This is a genomic window from Leptospira ryugenii (genome assembly GCF_003114855.1).
In the GTDB taxonomy this organism is placed as follows: domain Bacteria; phylum Spirochaetota; class Leptospiria; order Leptospirales; family Leptospiraceae; genus Leptospira_A; species Leptospira_A ryugenii.
Genome location: NZ_BFBB01000005.1, coordinates 184,359 through 199,940 on the forward strand (window position 1 = coordinate 184,359; position 15,582 = coordinate 199,940).

Genomic DNA, 15,582 nt, shown 5'->3' on the forward strand with positions numbered 1-15,582 from the left:
TATCCTTTCTTTATGTGGACGCAAACTCCGGTCAAGCGAGCGGAGGGCACACGGCGGTACGAATCGGTGAGACCGTCTATCACTTCCAATACAATTTTTCTGACCAAATCCTTCATATCCATAGAGACCCCTGGTCACAGTTCAAATTTCAATACAACGTTTGGGAGAATCGCAATGTATTTGCCTTTACCTATGATCTCTCCTCAGAAGAAAGTGAAAGGTATAAATTGTTTTGGGATAAGGCGTATGTAAAGCAAGAACGATTGATTGAGATTCGCGACGATCTCGGACGAAATGTACTTTTTTTTGAAAAACTTAACAAGATCCAAATAGGTTCCCCTGAAACTTGGGAAGTTCCTGGAATCGGTTATTGGAAAAGCGGTCTGCAATTGCAAAATGACAATCCTAGAAAAGAGAAGGCTCTTCTGGGCTTGGAAGTTTTAAAAGAGAAAGAAAAGGATCTTTTCACAATTTCTAAATTAGAATCTTACCTCTTGAGTGAAAACATTTCCGAATCCTCTATACTTACCAAAAGTGCCCTCCCACGTCCACCCTCATTAGCTGAGGAATGGGAATCTCTCCAACAGAGGATCAGTGTACGAGAGTACTTTGTCTATGAAAGTGAACTCATAGAATCAGCTTATCTAAAGATACAATTTGACCCTTTGGAATCATTTTCCTCAGTGGAGAGAAGCAAACTGGCAGAAAAGCTCTCTCTCATAGAAAAAGAATTGGATATTTGCCTCCAAAATGTAAGCAGTTGTTCTGCTCTTCAGGAAACGGTTCTATTGACACGAATGTTAGGTCTACAGAAATCTCTATCTGAAGGCGTACTATTTGTACCAAAACTTGGGTATTATTATACTTTCTCACCAGAAGACATATTTGATATCCCTGAAGATACCAAAGAGGAGAAAAAACTAGAAGCAAATGAACTCTATTTACGAGCCAAGTCCATTTACTTAAATAATCATTCCGAATTCATTGCCTCCGAATTTGAACGAGAAATAGCAAAGATTGACTCTGTAATGCGAAAGTCTTATGATTTGATCAAACTCGACCCACTTCCTCTACTTTCCAATAAACGCTTCCTACCAAATCATGAAAAAAAAGAGTGGGACACTTTAAAAAGCAAATACAATCAGAATTATTTACTTCTAAAAAACATCCTTCCGAAAGTGTACTCTTACCATCTGGTCACAAGAAATTGTACAGGTGAGATCTTTACATTGCAAAATAAAATGTTCCAGTCTACGGAGGAAGAAAACAAAATACTTGGTGCTCAAATCAAAAACAATCTCTACAGCCTTTCTTTTATCCCTTTTGTTGCGGCAGATACCATTAAGAGAACATATAAATTAAAGAACATTGCATTCTATCCTTCCTTTAGAAAGTTAAAATTAGAGCAGATGGACAAACCTTGGCAAACTGAGTGGACAGAAGAGATGAGATTTTTCTCAGAAATATATAAAAGCAATCCATATGACCAAGACTTTCTTTTTTTTACCGACAATACAATTTTGTTTAGACCCATTTTTGGATCTGCCAATCTGGCTTACTCCCTTATGACTAGCACGATAGGGATAGGGTATGCGCCTTTTGATAAGGGCAAACGCCTGGAAAGAGGCGTACAAAGTGTCCTTTTTAGCTTTCCAGAATTGTTTTTTTTGAATATACGAAAGGGATATTTCCCCTATGTAACCAAAAAAGATCTACCTATCCAGTATACTTCGGAGCCTAATATATGAAACTTTTTTTCTGTTTGCTGAGTCCTTATCTCATTTCGATTGCATTGGCATTTTTCGCAAAGGATTCTTGGTTTTCTATCCTACCGACAGAACAAGTTGTTGCAACCGCACTTGTATTTATCACGATCCAAACCTTTGTCTTTTATTTCCAAAGGTCGATTTGGAATACGCTACTATCATGGAATAAGACTGCCAGTCGACTGATGGTTTTTATTTTATTCTTATTATTTACGATCACATTGCTCTATCCATTTCGAAATCTTTCATGGGGTGATGGATTAATTTTATTCGAAACAAATCTATTAGAAACAAAGTTATTTGGCCTACAAATTGCATTAGATGAAATCATTGAAACAAGTCTCCATAGCCTAGCTTACCATCTTCTAAATTATTCAGGTATCCTATTTGATATCAGATTGAGTTACCAACTCATTTCTTACACCGCGGGGATATTCTTTTTAGCCCTGGTCGGTTGGTACTTACCAAAATATAAATCCAACCAAGATGATTTCTTTCCTAAGCTAATATTTTTTGGCTCTGGTGGTTATCTCGTTTTTTTTGGTTATGCAGAAAACTATAGTTATTTGAGTTTATATATCTTTTTTCTACTCATCTACCTTCGCAAAATGATTGAAGGAGAGATTTCCTCCAAAAAATTATTGTTATCTGCAACTATTCTCGTAACGATTGGAATTTTTTTCCATTTGGTCACTGGATTTCTTGCAGTCCTCTTAGGTTACCTTTGGTACAAGGAATCTCCAAGAGAGAGAAAAGTTAAAGATTTGTTCCAATTCTCAGCACTTGGTTTCGGGATTATTGCAATCGGATTTGTCTATCTACTTTTTATTCATGATCCAAATGTAGATAGACAAAGTAGTCATTTATTACATCCACCACTCTACCCTTTGAAACGATTGATTTCTATCAATCATTTCAAAGAAGTACTCTCCGTACTTTGGTGGAATTCCAAACCAGCAATTTTTGTACTATTGTATTTCTTTCTTTATGATAAAAAAATATTCAAGACTTGGATATCGCGTCGCGAAAATGCCTTTCTTTTTGTAGCCTTTCTCTCTTTTTTACTCAATGGATTTTTTATCAATCCTATGTTAGGTTTTCCTGGAGATTGGGATATGACAGGATTTTATTGGATACCATTGGCATTCTTAGGCTACCTTGCTTTATTAGAATATCCAAATGTAACCTACCAAGTATTTCCGCTTTTGGTTTTCTGTCTTATAATGCAGATTTTTCATGCGAAAAAACTCTCCGAAACCAATCCGGAATCGGAAGCAATGGTTCGGATTACAGAAAATTTAGTGACACTGTATGTGGCTGAAAACCAAGAAAAAGTAAATTCTTTACCATCTTCACAAAAGAAGTTTTATGCAAAGACTGACTTCTTTCTTTATAAAGCAGACCGCATTACAAGTTTAATGTGTGATTTTAACGAGAAGGAAAATCTAAAGAAAGAACTCCAAACTTTACGAAAAGAGTTTCAATCCTCAAGCCAGGAAGGGAAGCTTAAGGATAAAACTTGGATCAAAGGATTTCTCTACAGAGCCACAGACGGCAATACCAAATACATTAAATCTCTAAAAGAACATAAGCTATGTCATCTTGGAGTTTAGTTGATGATTTTAAGTAAGAGATATAATCATTGATTTCTTTTTTCATGAGAAAGTATCTGTTTGGACCAGAGGGCAATCTAGACAAGGTTTGGATCAAAGGATGGGCACTGGAACCTAAGAGTCCATCGGTATACATGAGCAATACATCACCTGCTTCAACTTCTAATTCCGATTCAATAAAATTTGCTGTTTCCAGAATGCCCAGAATTTGCCCTACATTCTGATGCAAAGGAAGAACTTCTATTGATTCTCTTTTAAATACCAAAGGGAAAGGATGTCCTCCTCTTGAATACTTGATCTTGAAGTTTTTATGGTCCACAAGCAAACTAATAGCAGTCATACTATGAGTGCCAATTTCTTTGCATAATTCTAAATTTAGACGCTGCAAGATATGCGCCGTACTGACAAATGCAGATTTCGAAATTTCTTTGTGTATAGTCGTCATGAGAATAGCAATCAAGGCGGAAGTTACTCCATGGCCTTCAATATCTGCCATTAACACCAAACTACAATTATTCTCAAGTGATAGGATTTGAAAAAAATCGCCTGAAACATAACTGAGAGGAATGATCTCAGCGGATAACTTCTCAATTGATGCAGGAACAGTCATGGATTTCTGTTGGATACGACTTGCAAGTTTCATATCTCTAAAGATTGCCTCTTCTTGAATGGCTTTATCTTTGTAGAGAGTATAAAAATGGATCGCTCGTTTTAAGGCAGATTCCACACCGACTAAATCAAAGGGCTTTAAAATAAAATCTGTAGCTCGATGATAGAGTGAGGAAACGAAAGATTGAATGTCTCGCTCACCTGTTATCATCAATACCTGGGTTTTTTCATCTATAGATTTAATTTTGGGTAATAAATCTAGTCCTGAGAAACTTGGCATATGAATATCTAGAAAAATGATGGGATTTCTCTCTCTTTCAAAGTATTCAAGACCCTGGCTAGGATTTGTAAAATATCGAACAAAATACCCTAACCCATTCAAGATCACTTCCAACGTTTCACAAATTTCAGAATCGTCATCTATGATCAGAATTTCAGGTTTGAAGGTGTATTCGCTCATTTTTATATACTTAATTATGAATTGAGCTTAAAACTAAACTTTTCCTTAATTTCATCCACTCTTTTAAAGTATGTTTCATGAAAAACTTTCTTCTCCAAATAAGGATCAGTGCAAGAAATCATTTCGCCATAAGTCCAGCGATAAGGCTCACCATTAGAAAATGAAACTCGATCCTTATGAATATGTGATGATAGTAAACGTAAATTCAATCCTCGAAACGATTTTATCAATGCTCTAAAGATACCTTCTTTTTCAGGATCAATAAATCGAAACTTTCGTGCAAATAGCACTGCATCGTGGAAGTATTCAGGAACGTTAAAGGCTCCAGAAGAACCAAGTTTTTTTGCCAAAATTCGTATGAAGTTGGTGATCTCAGTAAACACGTTTAGACCAGGGTATTCTTGGCCAAAATACAATTCTTTCTTTAGCCTTTCGGGAGAGTGATGTAAATTCTGGGTAAGGAGCCAGTCAATATAAACCATTGGAAATTTTTCGTCATCACCTCGAAGGTGAAATTCAGAAACTTTTAATCTCATATGAATTAGAATTTGGTCATCAAAAGTTTTTACGTATATGCGGTTGTCGTAGTCATTTAAAACTTCAATGGATAGTTTAGAATGTGGATAACCTCGTTTTTCAATCGCTTTCAAAAGACTCGCTTCATTTAACATTTCTTCAACTTCTTCTTTTCTGAAGCGATTGAATAATCGGGGCTCCATGTTTAAAGAAGTATTCAACTCCTTAGAGACATCTACCAAAGAAAGCTCATCGAGATTGAGCCATTCTGTATTTCCCTTTTTCTTATCTGTAGAGGAAAAGATTCCCATCAGATTTCTCCAAAGGCTGCTAATGTGTTAAAATGTATTTCAACGGTATCTTTTGAATCTCGTGCATAACCGCCAGCAAGAGTGATGACACAAGGTACAGATTGTTCGCTGCAATACTTTTTGATCATCCTATCTCTCTCTTTGAGCCCTTTCATACTAACTTTCAATTCTCCCAAGGAATCATCTTCATAAGGATCAGCTCCAGCTAAATAATATACAATTTCAGGCTGAAATTGTTTTTGAATCTGCTGCAACGAATCATACAATAAAGTGAGATATTGATCATCTTTTGTTCCAGCCTCTAAGTGGACATCCAAATTCGAATTTTCCTTCTTCGGATAGATATTCCCTTGGTGCATAGAAAATGTAAAAACTTTGTCATCGTATTGGAAAATATATGAATTTCCATTTCCTTGGTGCAAATCTAAGTCTACAATAAGTGCTTTATGATTTGGTGATGTCTCTTTTGTTTTTCTGATTGCAATGGCTATGTCATTTAAATAGCAAAATCCTTCAGCACGGTCTGGGAAACTATGGTGGTATCCTCCCCCCATATTAAATGCAAACTTATGTTTATTGGTGAGTTTGCTTGCAAGTACGGTTCCTCCTACCCCATAACAGAAGCTATCTACAATGCTCCTGGAGAGTGGTAATTCGGAATACATAGTCCTCGGGGTATGTTCGTAGCTAAATAAATCATTAAGATATTCCTTGGTATGAACAAGTTCTAGGTCGTGTTCCTCTGCTCTCTCTGGCAAAAGAACGTCCCATTTGGAAAAGATAGGATCTCTTTTCAAACGATTGTATAGATGGGAGTATTTGTGTGCTGGGAAAATATGGCCTGGTAGATCGAGATTGTAAAGCGAATGATAAATGAGGGCGAGGTCTTGGGAACTCATACCATTAGCTTGATTGAAATTTTAAACTCGTCAAACCAATCAAAGCAAATTGCTTGCGAGAATAGAAAAAAAGCGTTAGACTGTTTCTATGCCTGAAGTCCCCAATCTCCCACAAAAGCGCACAAAAATCATTTGTACTATAGGCCCTGCCTCAGCCAATAAAGAGACTCTATTGAAGTTGATCTATGCTGGGATGGATATGGCGCGTATGAATTTTTCCCATTCTACGCACGATTACCATGAAAAGGTATATGAGCTCATCCGAGAATGCGAACAAGAGGCGGGGACAAACATTGGCATCCTAGCAGATTTACAGGGACCCAAGATACGGACAGGGAAACTTAGCTCTGGACCGATTGAATTGAAGGCGGGAGACACGATCTCCATAAACAACCAAGCGGATTTTCCTGGAACCGCGAATGAGATTGGATGCACCTATACACATATACTAAATGATATAGAAGTGGGACATAAACTCCTAGTGGATGATGGAAAGCTGTCCTTTGTCGTGAAATCCAAAACAAAGGAAAAAGCGGTTCTAGAAACCATAATTGGCGGAACCTTAAAAGACAACAAAGGTATCAATTTACCTGGAACTCCAATTTCTGCACCCGCCTTATCTGAAAAAGATATAGAGGATATGCGATTTGCTTTGGGACTCGGCGTTGATTACATCGCATTATCCTTTGTAAGGCGTGCCAGTGATTTAGAATATGCAAGGCAGTTTATGAGAGATACCTATGCAGGTCTGATTGCAAAGATTGAGAGACCCGAGGCTTTGCAAAACATAGATGAAATCATTGATGCATGTGATGGCATAATGATAGCTCGTGGGGATCTTGGAGTCGAGTTGGATACTCAATTTGTTCCCATTATCCAAAAAGAGATGATTACCAAATTAAACCAAAGAGGAAAACCGGTTATCACTGCTACACAAATGTTAGAAACAATGATTGATAACCCAAGGCCGACTCGAGCCGAAGCAAGTGATGTTGCCAATGCGGTTATGGATGGAACGGATGCTGTTATGCTGTCTGGAGAAACTGCATCTGGTAAATTTCCTGTAGAGACTGTCGACACAATGACAAAGATCATACAAGCGGCGGAAGACTCTCATATCCACTTGATTCACCTTAGGCAAATGGATCGTTCCGTTTTAGAAGTTGAGCGTACTGCACTTGGTTATGCGGCAGAAAGCATAGCAAGATCAATCAACGCACAAGCTATCATTAATTTTACAAGGTCAGGATACTCTTCCCTTTTATCCTCTGAATTTCGACCAATCAAACCCATCTATTCTTTTACACCATTTCTTGGAACTGCTCGTAAGATGAAGTTATATTGGGGAGTCACTCCTTATGTCATGCCTATGATGGATAAATTTCCTGATATGATAGCATTTATGAGCAAAGTATTGAAATCAGAAGGAAGGCTGAAAGCAGGAGACCAAGTGGTCATACTTTCGGGAGCACCAGGATCTGTCGCGCAAACTGTAGATTTTATCCAGATCCACAAGATCAAGTAATCCGCTTCGCGATTTCCTTTGCTGCAATGTTTGCCGTAGTCCAAGCGTTTTGAAAATTGAATCCACCTGTGATGCCATCTACATCAATGACCTCACCAGCAAAAAATAAATTTGGGACAACACGGCTTTCCATAGTTTCAAAATTGATTTCTTTTCTTGAGATTCCACCCGCAGTCACAAATTCTTCTTTGAAGACTCCTTTTGTTGTCATCTTAAAATGTGACTTACAGATTTGGAAAGTGAGTTGTTTGGTCTGTGTTTGGCTAAGATCTGCATATTTTTGTTCTGATGAGATACCACTTGTTTCCAATAAATAAGACCAGAGACGAGTTGGAATTTCGGAAAATTTTTGGTTTTGGATTTTAGACCTTGCAAATTCTGATTTCCAGTTTTGCAGTGTCGTTTCAATTTCAAGAATTGATTTATCACCTAACCAATTTACTTCGAGTTCAGTTTTGTAATCACATTCGAAAAAAGTCTTTGCTTCCCAGGCCGATAAACGCAATGCACACGGTCCACTCAATCCCCAGTGAGTGATGAGAAGTGCTCCAGTTTGTGCTTTGCCTTTGGGATAGATGCGAATGCTCGCATTCGGAACAGAAAGGCCAGCCAACTCGGATAAGGGAAAAGGATCTATTCCTAAAGTAAAGAGAGATGGTGTTGGCAGTATGATTTTATGGCCCAATGCTTCCATCCAATTCCACACCTTTCGATTGGAACCGGAGCAAACTAAGACAATATCAAACTCCATATCAGAAGATTCCAATTTCAAAATGAAGCCAGAAGATTGATCTTGTTTAGGAAATATTGCCGAAACTGGAGATTCAAGATGTAAATGGATCTTTTTCTTTTGGATTTCTGTTAAGAAACAATCAATGATTGTAGAGCTTTGGTCCGTTACAGGGAACATCCTACCATCATCCTCTGTTTTTAAAAGTACACCGTGTTCTTTGAACCAATTGACTGTATCCTTGGATTGGAAGTGACGAAATGCCCACTTCAATTCTCTTTCACCTCTAGGATACTTTTTAGAAAAGGCTTCAGGATCAAAGAGATGATGAGTAACATTGCACCTGCCACCTCCAGAAACTCTTAACTTTGCAAGCGGCTCCTTAGACTTTTCAAAGATATGGATGGCGGTGGGACGATTGAGAAACTCTGCAATTTGAATCGACGCAAAACAACCGCTAGCTCCTCCACCAATAATAGCGATTTTTTTAGGAACCACTACCACTCGCCATAGTTTTTCATAGAGAGCCAAGGTTCTTTTGGCTCCAAAGCCTTTCCCTTTTGTAAGAGCTCTATAGAGATCAAGTCGGGAGTTCGAATAAAAGCCATACGGCCGTCTCTTGGTGGTCTATGTATTTGGTATCCAAACTTCATGATTCGATCGCATGTCTCATAGATATTTTCTGTTTGGAAGGCAAGGTGTCCAAAATTTCTACCAACGGTATAGGGTTCCTTTTGGTCCCAATTATAAGTGAGTTCGATTTCAGGGGCATCAGGTTCTCCCGTGGACAAAAACACGAGTGTAAACTTTCCTTCAGGGTGTTCTGCTCTTCGATTGACAACTAAACCTAAAGTCTGCTCAAAAAATGAGATTGTTTTCTCCAGGTCCAATACTCGGATCATCGTATGTAAAAACTTCATAAAGACTCACCATTCTCCAAAATCCAATTGGCCCTTGCTAATATTCTTTTTTTCTCTGCTGAATTCATCTTTCCCCAGGTATGATAAACCATTCCAATCCTAGGATTTTTTTCCAGGATTTTTTTATGTCTATCGAAGAAATGCCAATAAAGACTGTTATACGGACATGAATTTACTTCTGATTTTGTCTTTTTATCGTAAGCACAGTTTTTACAATAATTGGACATCTTATCTATATAATTGGCAGAAGAAACGTAAGGCTTGGATGCAATCTTTCCTCCATCCGCAAATTGGCTCATCCCTCGAGTGTTGGTAATCTCAACCCACTCAAAAGCATCTATATAAATACCAAGGTACCATTTGTCCAACTCATCTGGATTTACACCATATAACAGAGAAAAATTTCCTATGACCATCAATCTCTGGATGTGGTGGGCATAAGCAAGATGTAAACTCTGCCTGATGGAATAAGACATACAGTTCATCTTTGTTTCTCCTGTCCAATACCAGGAAGGCAACTCTCTCTGATGTTCCAAATGATTCAGTGTCTGGTAGCTCGGCATCTCCGCCCAATACAATCCTCGCGTAAACTCTCTCCAACCCAGGATTTGTCTGACAAATCCCTCTAAATTTGATAAACTGATTTGATTCCGTTTTTTTTCATAAGTACGAATAGCTCTTTCTATTACTTCTTTAGGCGAAATCAATTTTACATTCAATGCGAAGGAGAGGCAGGAATGGAAGAGATATGGACTCTCCTCGAGCATTGCATCTTGGTAATCACCAAATCCATCCAAAAAAATTTCTAAAAACTCATCTAATCTGTTTAATGCTTCTTTCCTTGTGATTGGCCATATGATTCCTTCGGTTGGCATTTCGCCCATTGTCCATTTTCTAGGGATCCTTTGCAGTACCTCATCGGAGTAAGAGGGTTTCCATTTACGCGAAGGAATCTTTATTTTCCCATCATACTTCTTTCGATTCATAGCATCAAAATTCCATTGACCACCCCAAGGTTCACCAGAACTATCCAACATAAAATTGTATTGTTTGCGCATGTATCGATAAAAGTTCTCCATCCGATAACTTTTTTTGGGGAAAATAGTTTTAAAACTATCACGTGGAGACAAGAAATGCTCTGTATCATAGGCTTCTGTTTGCACACCCTTTTCATTCAATATCTTACATAGATTTTGAAGTTCAAGATCCAGACGATATTCGTCGGGGAGCTGGTAAGAAAATTTGTCTATCTTTCTCTTTTGGCAAAACTGGATGACATTGGCAGAAATGCTTTTTTGATTATCTTTCTGATTTAGTTCGATGTACTCTACAATATGGCCTTTTTCAACAAGGCTCTTTGCGAATGCTTTCATACCCATAAAGATTGCTTTCACTTTTTGGATATGGTGGCGTACATACCGTACTTCTGAATCGGCCTCGACGAATAGATAAAAAGTATTGGGAGAAACAGTATGGAACCAAGAATGATTTTCATTCAATTGATCCCCTAAAATGAGACGACACTCTTTCATACTCATTAGAGTATCCGAAAGGGAGTTTATTTTTGGATTTTTCCTTTCAAATCTTGTTGCATCTCTTTTAATATTTCAGATAAAGCTCGATTCCAGCCCACCACCAAGTCACTTGCCTCTTTTTTATTGATAGAGATAGATTTTTGGTAATTTTTTTTCAAGAGTAAGGTAACATTTAAGCCTGTCTCCGTATAGACAAAGGCTTCTAGGTTTAGGATTGCCTTTGGCTCGTTTCTGAAATCTCCATAAAGATCCGATACAGAGACCTCTATGAAATGAGTAGGCTCCCATCTCGCATTTTGATTGGCATCAAACTCAAAAATCTTTTGGTCTAGTAATCCCTTTGCGATCTCTTCTCTCAAGTTTGCACTCGGTGAAATAAAAAAAGTATGATAAAAATCGGATTCAAAATTAACATTATCCCTTCGGTAAACAAATTCTTTACCTTCAAATTTTTGAGAGAGACTTAATCGCCTAATCTTGAAGGCAGTGCCTTTCGGTGGTATCTCATCTGAGTTAAGCTTATCCAACTCGATGAGATAAAATTTCTTTTCCGGGTAGGTTTTTGAAACGCTACCACATGCGATAACAAAAGCAAGAAGACCAAAAAAGAGCGAAAAGATTAGAGATTTCATTCTGTCATTTCCAAAGTTTTGATTTATTTGGTGCCTCACCAAATAAGAATTGAGAAGGGTATTTTTTTGCATTTGCAGTCACTTCTTTCAAATCTTCCGAAGCAATCCTTAAGTTTTCAATGGTTGTACTGATGTCACCTTGATTGGAAGCCAGAAGAGAATCTAACCTTTTGATTGTTGTTTGCAATTGAGTAATGGTTTGGTCCAATTTTTTGGGAGAATTTTGCAATTCTGGTTGAGCGATGATATTTTTCACCTCTTGGTTTGTTTTTCTCAAATCACTCAAAAGTCCAGTGCCTTCCCTTGAAAGATCAGCTAACTTTGCCTGGGTGACCGTTTGGTTTAAATTTTGGATCAAGTCATCGATTCCTTTAAGGATTTGGCTCACATCAGCTTTTTCTAATTTATCAAAAAATTTATCTACAGAAGCAGTAAAACGAGAGATCGTGCTCGGTGCAGAGGGGATATAGATACGATTGGGTTCCCAAGTGATGGGGAGCGGTGGATTTTTTTCAGGATTTAAGTAGTCCACTTCTAAATAGGCAGTGCCTGTAAGCCCTTGAGAGGCAAGTCTTACACGTAAACCAGATTGTATCATCCTCTCAACCGTTAATCGAATGCCATCAGCCTCAGCTCCTTTAATAAATTCCGGGACCGACATTTTTATGAGTACATAACGTCCATATACTTCGCTATCTGCTGATTTGAGTTTGTTTGCGTACTCGTTTTGCACGAATGTAATTGCTTCAACAGAGCCAACCTTTACTCCTCTATGTTTCACAGGGCTACCAATATCCAATCCTTGGACAGATTCATCAAAGTATGTTTCCAGTTTTAAGGATCTTTGGAAAAGAGAACTTGCAGTGAAAGAGACAAGAAATCCGACAAATACAAAAAACGTCGCCAATACAAAAATACCTACTTTTAAGTAAGTCGTGTTATTTGAATTCATACCGAGCTCTCCTCTTGTGGAATGCGATTGAAAAAATGATATACAAAGCCTTTTCCTTTTGCTTTTAAATCCTTCGGTTTACCTTCAGCGATAATACCTTTGGTGTCTCGATCCAGGACGATCACACGGTCGGCCATAGTGAAGATAGACGGAAGTTCGTGTGTGACAATCACAAATGTAACTCCCAGAGATCTAGAAAGACGGATGATCAAATGGTCTAAGTCAACGCTCGTTATCGGGTCTAAACCTGCTGAAGGTTCATCCAGAAAGAGAATCTCCGGATCTAGTGCCATAGCCCGAGCGATCGCTGCACGTTTTCGCATCCCGCCCGATAGCTCTGCAGGCATTAAATTGGCATAGGCATCCAATCCCACCAATCGCAATTTCATGAGCGAAATGGCATTCATCGCTTCCAGTGGAAGTTCCGTAAATTCTTCAAGGGGTAGGCGTACATTCTCCAAAACTGTCATCGAGCCAAAGAGAGCACTTTGCTGGTACATGACTCCAATTTTATTCCAAATGCGTAATCGATCTTTCCCGTTTGCTCTCAAAATATCTTCATCGTCGATCCAGATCTTTCCGCTAAAGGGTTCCGTAAGTCCGATCATATTTTTTAAAACTGTTGATTTACCACAACCGGATCCACCTAGAATTCCGAAGATTTCTCCCTTTTTTACATCAAAGGATATATCATCCATAATGACAGTAGAGCCATAACCAGTTCTTAAATGTTCTACTTTTATGATTGAATGATCCATATTATATACCTAGATAAAAATAAACCACGGAGAAAATACCGTCTAACACAGAAACTAAGATGATGGATCCTACAACGGCCGCTGTTGTAGATTCTCCTACAGCACCCGCACCTGTCGTTGTTCGCAGACCTCGGTAACAACCAAGAGCAGCAATGATCATTCCAAAAAAATAAGACTTCAGCATACCACCCGCAATATCATTGAATCCAACCGCGATGTTCACTTGGTTGATAAATGTCACAAGAGGAAAGCCAAAGCTAACTAAAACAACTGCTCCTCCAACCAAACCGAACAAATTGAACATGATGGTTAGGAAAGGTGTCATCAAGAGGGAAGCAATCAAACGAGGCACTACTAAAAATTGAACAGGAGGTAGACCCATTGTAGTGAGAGCATCTATTTCTTCAGATACTTTCATCGTGCCAAGTTCGGCAGCAAAAGCAGAGCCAGACCTACCAGATAAAATGAAAGCAGTCATCAAGGGACCAAGCTCTCTAAATAAAGATAAACCAACGAGATTGGCTACAAATATTTCAGCACCAAACCTTCTCATTGGTATCGCAGACTGAAAGCTCATGATGAGTCCGAGTAAAAATCCTATCATCGCGATGATAGGGAATGCATTCACGCCCATAGCCTCGGAAACCTTAAATACATCCTTCCATCGGATACGAGAAGGGCTTAAGATAGATTTCCAAAAACTATGTGTAAGCTCACCCGTGAAGGTGACTAAAATTAAAAATTCTCGAAAGGAATCTACCGTATACTTCCCTATCTTTTCTGGTCTACGCAAAAGCAGAGAGGCACGATTCAGGGATTTGGTTTCACCAGTCGCATTGTCATATACAAATTTAAACTTTTCATCTAACCCTTGTATATCGAACTTAAGATTCTTTTCCTTTTGGAAGGTTTTTAGGAACCGAAGGTAGGCAAAGGCTGAACTATCAGCCTCTTGTAGATTTTTTGCCTGAATCAGGATATGCCCTGGAATACGCGTTTTCAAAAGTGCATCGGTTTGTTTCCAAATATCAGGGGTTTGTCGAGAGGTAAGGCGCTCAGGTAAGGAAATTTCTAAGACGCTACCTTGCCATTGCAAGGAAAATGATTTCGAAGATTCTACCACAAGCTTCTTATAAATAAACTTCTCGTTTTAAATCTGGCAAGTGATTTTATTTTGATTTCTCAATCAGGAGGTGGAGAATCTGACTAGTGGAATCTTTTCATATTGCACGTACTTTCATAGGATTTACCTCGGGACTAGCCTTTTTACTTGCCATCTCGGAATGGCTTTCCAAAGAGAAAAATCCTAGGATGTATTTGCAGGCCTCGCTCTTTAGCTTAGTTGCAATCTTTCAATTCCATTCGTATTATGTAACGCAAAAGCTCTATACGTATTTTCCCCATTTTTATCTCGTCCACTTACCATTTACTGCTTTCTTTGGTTCTCTCTTATACCGTTTCTTTTCTGCTTTTTGGAAGGAAACGACAGATATCCCTCGGTTCCATGTTTGGGAATTCTTACCTTCCGTTTTCGTTCTCTTTCTTTTGTATCCCATCTTTTCTGAAAGTGGAGATGAAAAGCTCAGGCTGATCCAAGTCTATGGACAATCTTTAATCCCTGGTAGAATCAAACTCGCCATCACCGTTGCCGTTTTGCCCGTCTGTCTATCGGCCTTTCTGGCTCTATACCAAGTTGTCCATCCATTGCGATGGCAATCGATACAAACCTCTCCCGACATCCGAATGGTTTTGCTCATCCTCTGTATGGGATCTTCTTCCGCCTTTGTTGGCTTGTACCTACTCTATTTCCGATGGATCCATGGTTTGGAAATTGTTTCCAGTATTTTAGGAGTTCTCCTGATCCTCATCCATTTGCTGCGGCACAGAAACCCAGAACTACTGCGTGAGGTTTCCAAAATTGTTGTTGCTGACAAAAAGTACCAGAGTTCCCAACTAAAGACAATCGACGTACAAAAATTAGGTGAGACGTTAGAAAAACGGATGAAAGAGGATAAATTGTATAAAAACGATGAGTTAAGTTTAGGTGATCTTGCCAGTGCTCTAGGAATCACCCAGCACCAACTTTCGGAATACTTAAACCAACACCAGAAGAAGAACTTTTTCCAGTTTGTCAATGCCTACAGGATTGAAGAAGCCAAACTACTTTGCAAAAACGAGAAGGAGAAGACCATACTCTCCATTGCCTATGAAGTAGGCTTTCCTTCAAAATCTACATTTTACGATGCCTTTAAACGGGAAACAGGGATGAGTCCCACCGAATATAGAAAAAAATAAGTCCGAATGGATCAATTCGGATTCCAATTTCCTTCCGAATGGTTCCATTCGGTCGATGGAT

At 38.6% G+C, this 15,582-nt stretch carries 14 protein-coding genes; 4 read left to right on the forward strand and 10 right to left on the reverse strand.

Features of this window, described 5'->3' with window-relative positions; all coding sequences use genetic code 11:
• Positions 1-14 precede the first annotated feature (14 nt).
• Both DI060_RS10735 and DI060_RS10740 read left to right on the forward strand, forming a co-directional pair.
• Positions 15-1,748: a hypothetical protein gene (locus DI060_RS10735; RefSeq protein WP_108976499.1), complete on the forward strand. Its 1,734-nt coding sequence runs from the start codon at positions 15-17 to the stop codon at positions 1,746-1,748.
• Positions 1,745-3,379 carry a dolichyl-phosphate-mannose--protein mannosyltransferase gene (locus tag DI060_RS10740; RefSeq protein ID WP_108976500.1) on the forward strand — a complete coding sequence of 545 codons (1,635 nt, stop codon included), beginning with the start codon at positions 1,745-1,747 and terminating at the stop codon, positions 3,377-3,379. Before DI060_RS10735 ends, DI060_RS10740 begins: the two co-directional genes overlap by 4 nt.
• Here the strand turns inward: DI060_RS10740 and DI060_RS10745 are convergent.
• Genes DI060_RS10745 through DI060_RS10755 form a run of 3 tightly spaced genes read right to left on the reverse strand, consistent with a single transcriptional unit; the run spans position 3,336 to position 6,174 of the window.
• Complete coding sequence (locus DI060_RS10745; RefSeq protein WP_108976501.1) at positions 3,336-4,448, reverse strand: response regulator; 1,113 nt, start codon at positions 4,446-4,448, stop codon at positions 3,336-3,338. The two genes, DI060_RS10740 and DI060_RS10745, sit on opposite strands and share 44 nt — an antisense overlap.
• Before the next feature lie 14 nt (positions 4,449-4,462).
• The gene (locus DI060_RS10750) at positions 4,463-5,275 is read right to left on the reverse strand and encodes a hypothetical protein (protein WP_108976502.1); all 813 of its coding nucleotides are present in this window, start codon (positions 5,273-5,275) and stop codon (positions 4,463-4,465) included.
• Positions 5,275-6,174, reverse strand: coding sequence for a histone deacetylase family protein (locus DI060_RS10755; protein WP_108976503.1), 900 nt, complete (start codon positions 6,172-6,174; stop codon positions 5,275-5,277). The genes DI060_RS10750 and DI060_RS10755 overlap by 1 nt, the downstream gene beginning before the upstream one ends.
• A gap of 88 nt (positions 6,175-6,262) precedes the next feature.
• Between DI060_RS10755 and pyk the strand changes: the two genes are divergently transcribed.
• On the forward strand, positions 6,263-7,699 hold the full coding sequence (gene pyk, locus DI060_RS10760; protein ID WP_108976504.1) for a pyruvate kinase: 1,437 nt from the start codon (positions 6,263-6,265) through the stop codon (positions 7,697-7,699).
• Here the strand turns inward: pyk and DI060_RS10765 are convergent.
• Genes DI060_RS10765 through DI060_RS10795 form a run of 7 tightly spaced genes read right to left on the reverse strand, consistent with a single transcriptional unit; the run spans position 7,692 to position 14,349 of the window.
• Positions 7,692-8,927 carry a BaiN/RdsA family NAD(P)/FAD-dependent oxidoreductase gene (locus DI060_RS10765; RefSeq protein ID WP_108976505.1) on the reverse strand — a complete coding sequence of 412 codons (1,236 nt, stop codon included), beginning with the start codon at positions 8,925-8,927 and terminating at the stop codon, positions 7,692-7,694. The two genes, pyk and DI060_RS10765, sit on opposite strands and share 8 nt — an antisense overlap.
• Positions 8,927-9,349: a VOC family protein gene (locus DI060_RS10770; protein WP_108976506.1), complete on the reverse strand. Its 423-nt coding sequence runs from the start codon at positions 9,347-9,349 to the stop codon at positions 8,927-8,929. Before DI060_RS10770 ends, DI060_RS10765 begins: the two co-directional genes overlap by 1 nt.
• Complete coding sequence (locus DI060_RS10775; protein ID WP_209452029.1) at positions 9,346-10,881, reverse strand: cryptochrome/photolyase family protein; 1,536 nt, start codon at positions 10,879-10,881, stop codon at positions 9,346-9,348. The genes DI060_RS10770 and DI060_RS10775 overlap by 4 nt, the downstream gene beginning before the upstream one ends.
• A 26-nt stretch (positions 10,882-10,907) precedes the next feature.
• Positions 10,908-11,516 (reverse strand): ABC-type transport auxiliary lipoprotein, LBF_0736 family, encoded by a 609-nt coding sequence (locus DI060_RS10780; RefSeq protein ID WP_108976508.1) that lies wholly within the window; start codon positions 11,514-11,516, stop codon positions 10,908-10,910.
• Between the two features lie 4 nt (positions 11,517-11,520).
• On the reverse strand, positions 11,521-12,468 hold the full coding sequence (locus DI060_RS10785; RefSeq protein WP_108976509.1) for an MlaD family protein: 948 nt from the start codon (positions 12,466-12,468) through the stop codon (positions 11,521-11,523).
• A complete protein-coding gene (locus DI060_RS10790) occupies positions 12,465-13,226 on the reverse strand; it encodes an ABC transporter ATP-binding protein (RefSeq protein WP_108976510.1) in 762 nt (253 codons plus the stop codon). Before DI060_RS10790 ends, DI060_RS10785 begins: the two co-directional genes overlap by 4 nt.
• Position 13,227: 1 nt before the next feature.
• A complete protein-coding gene (locus DI060_RS10795; protein WP_108976511.1) occupies positions 13,228-14,349 on the reverse strand; it encodes an MlaE family ABC transporter permease in 1,122 nt (373 codons plus the stop codon).
• A gap of 86 nt (positions 14,350-14,435) precedes the next feature.
• On the opposite strand from DI060_RS10795, the gene DI060_RS10800 reads away from it, so the two are divergent.
• Positions 14,436-15,521 carry a helix-turn-helix domain-containing protein gene (locus DI060_RS10800; RefSeq protein ID WP_108976512.1) on the forward strand — a complete coding sequence of 362 codons (1,086 nt, stop codon included), beginning with the start codon at positions 14,436-14,438 and terminating at the stop codon, positions 15,519-15,521.
• The last annotated feature ends 61 nt before the right edge of the window (positions 15,522-15,582 follow it).

Excerpts from the sequence above, each read along its gene's own strand:
- DI060_RS10740 (WP_108976500.1), top strand. The coding sequence starts at position 1,745 with ATGAAACTTTTTTTCTGTTTGCTGAGTCCTTATCTCATTTCGATTGCA.
- DI060_RS10745 (WP_108976501.1), bottom strand. The coding sequence starts at position 4,448 with ATGAGCGAATACACCTTCAAACCTGAAATTCTGATCATAGATGACGAT.
- DI060_RS10785 (WP_108976509.1), bottom strand. The coding sequence starts at position 12,468 with ATGAATTCAAATAACACGACTTACTTAAAAGTAGGTATTTTTGTATTG.
- DI060_RS10780 (WP_108976508.1), bottom strand. The coding sequence starts at position 11,516 with ATGAAATCTCTAATCTTTTCGCTCTTTTTTGGTCTTCTTGCTTTTGTT.
- pyk (WP_108976504.1), top strand. The coding sequence starts at position 6,263 with ATGCCTGAAGTCCCCAATCTCCCACAAAAGCGCACAAAAATCATTTGT.
- DI060_RS10775 (WP_209452029.1), bottom strand. The coding sequence starts at position 10,881 with ATGAAAGAGTGTCGTCTCATTTTAGGGGATCAATTGAATGAAAATCAT.
- DI060_RS10790 (WP_108976510.1), bottom strand. The coding sequence starts at position 13,226 with ATGGATCATTCAATCATAAAAGTAGAACATTTAAGAACTGGTTATGGC.
- DI060_RS10750 (WP_108976502.1), bottom strand. The coding sequence starts at position 5,275 with ATGGGAATCTTTTCCTCTACAGATAAGAAAAAGGGAAATACAGAATGG.
- DI060_RS10755 (WP_108976503.1), bottom strand. The coding sequence starts at position 6,174 with ATGAGTTCCCAAGACCTCGCCCTCATTTATCATTCGCTTTACAATCTC.
- DI060_RS10770 (WP_108976506.1), bottom strand. The coding sequence starts at position 9,349 with ATGAAGTTTTTACATACGATGATCCGAGTATTGGACCTGGAGAAAACA.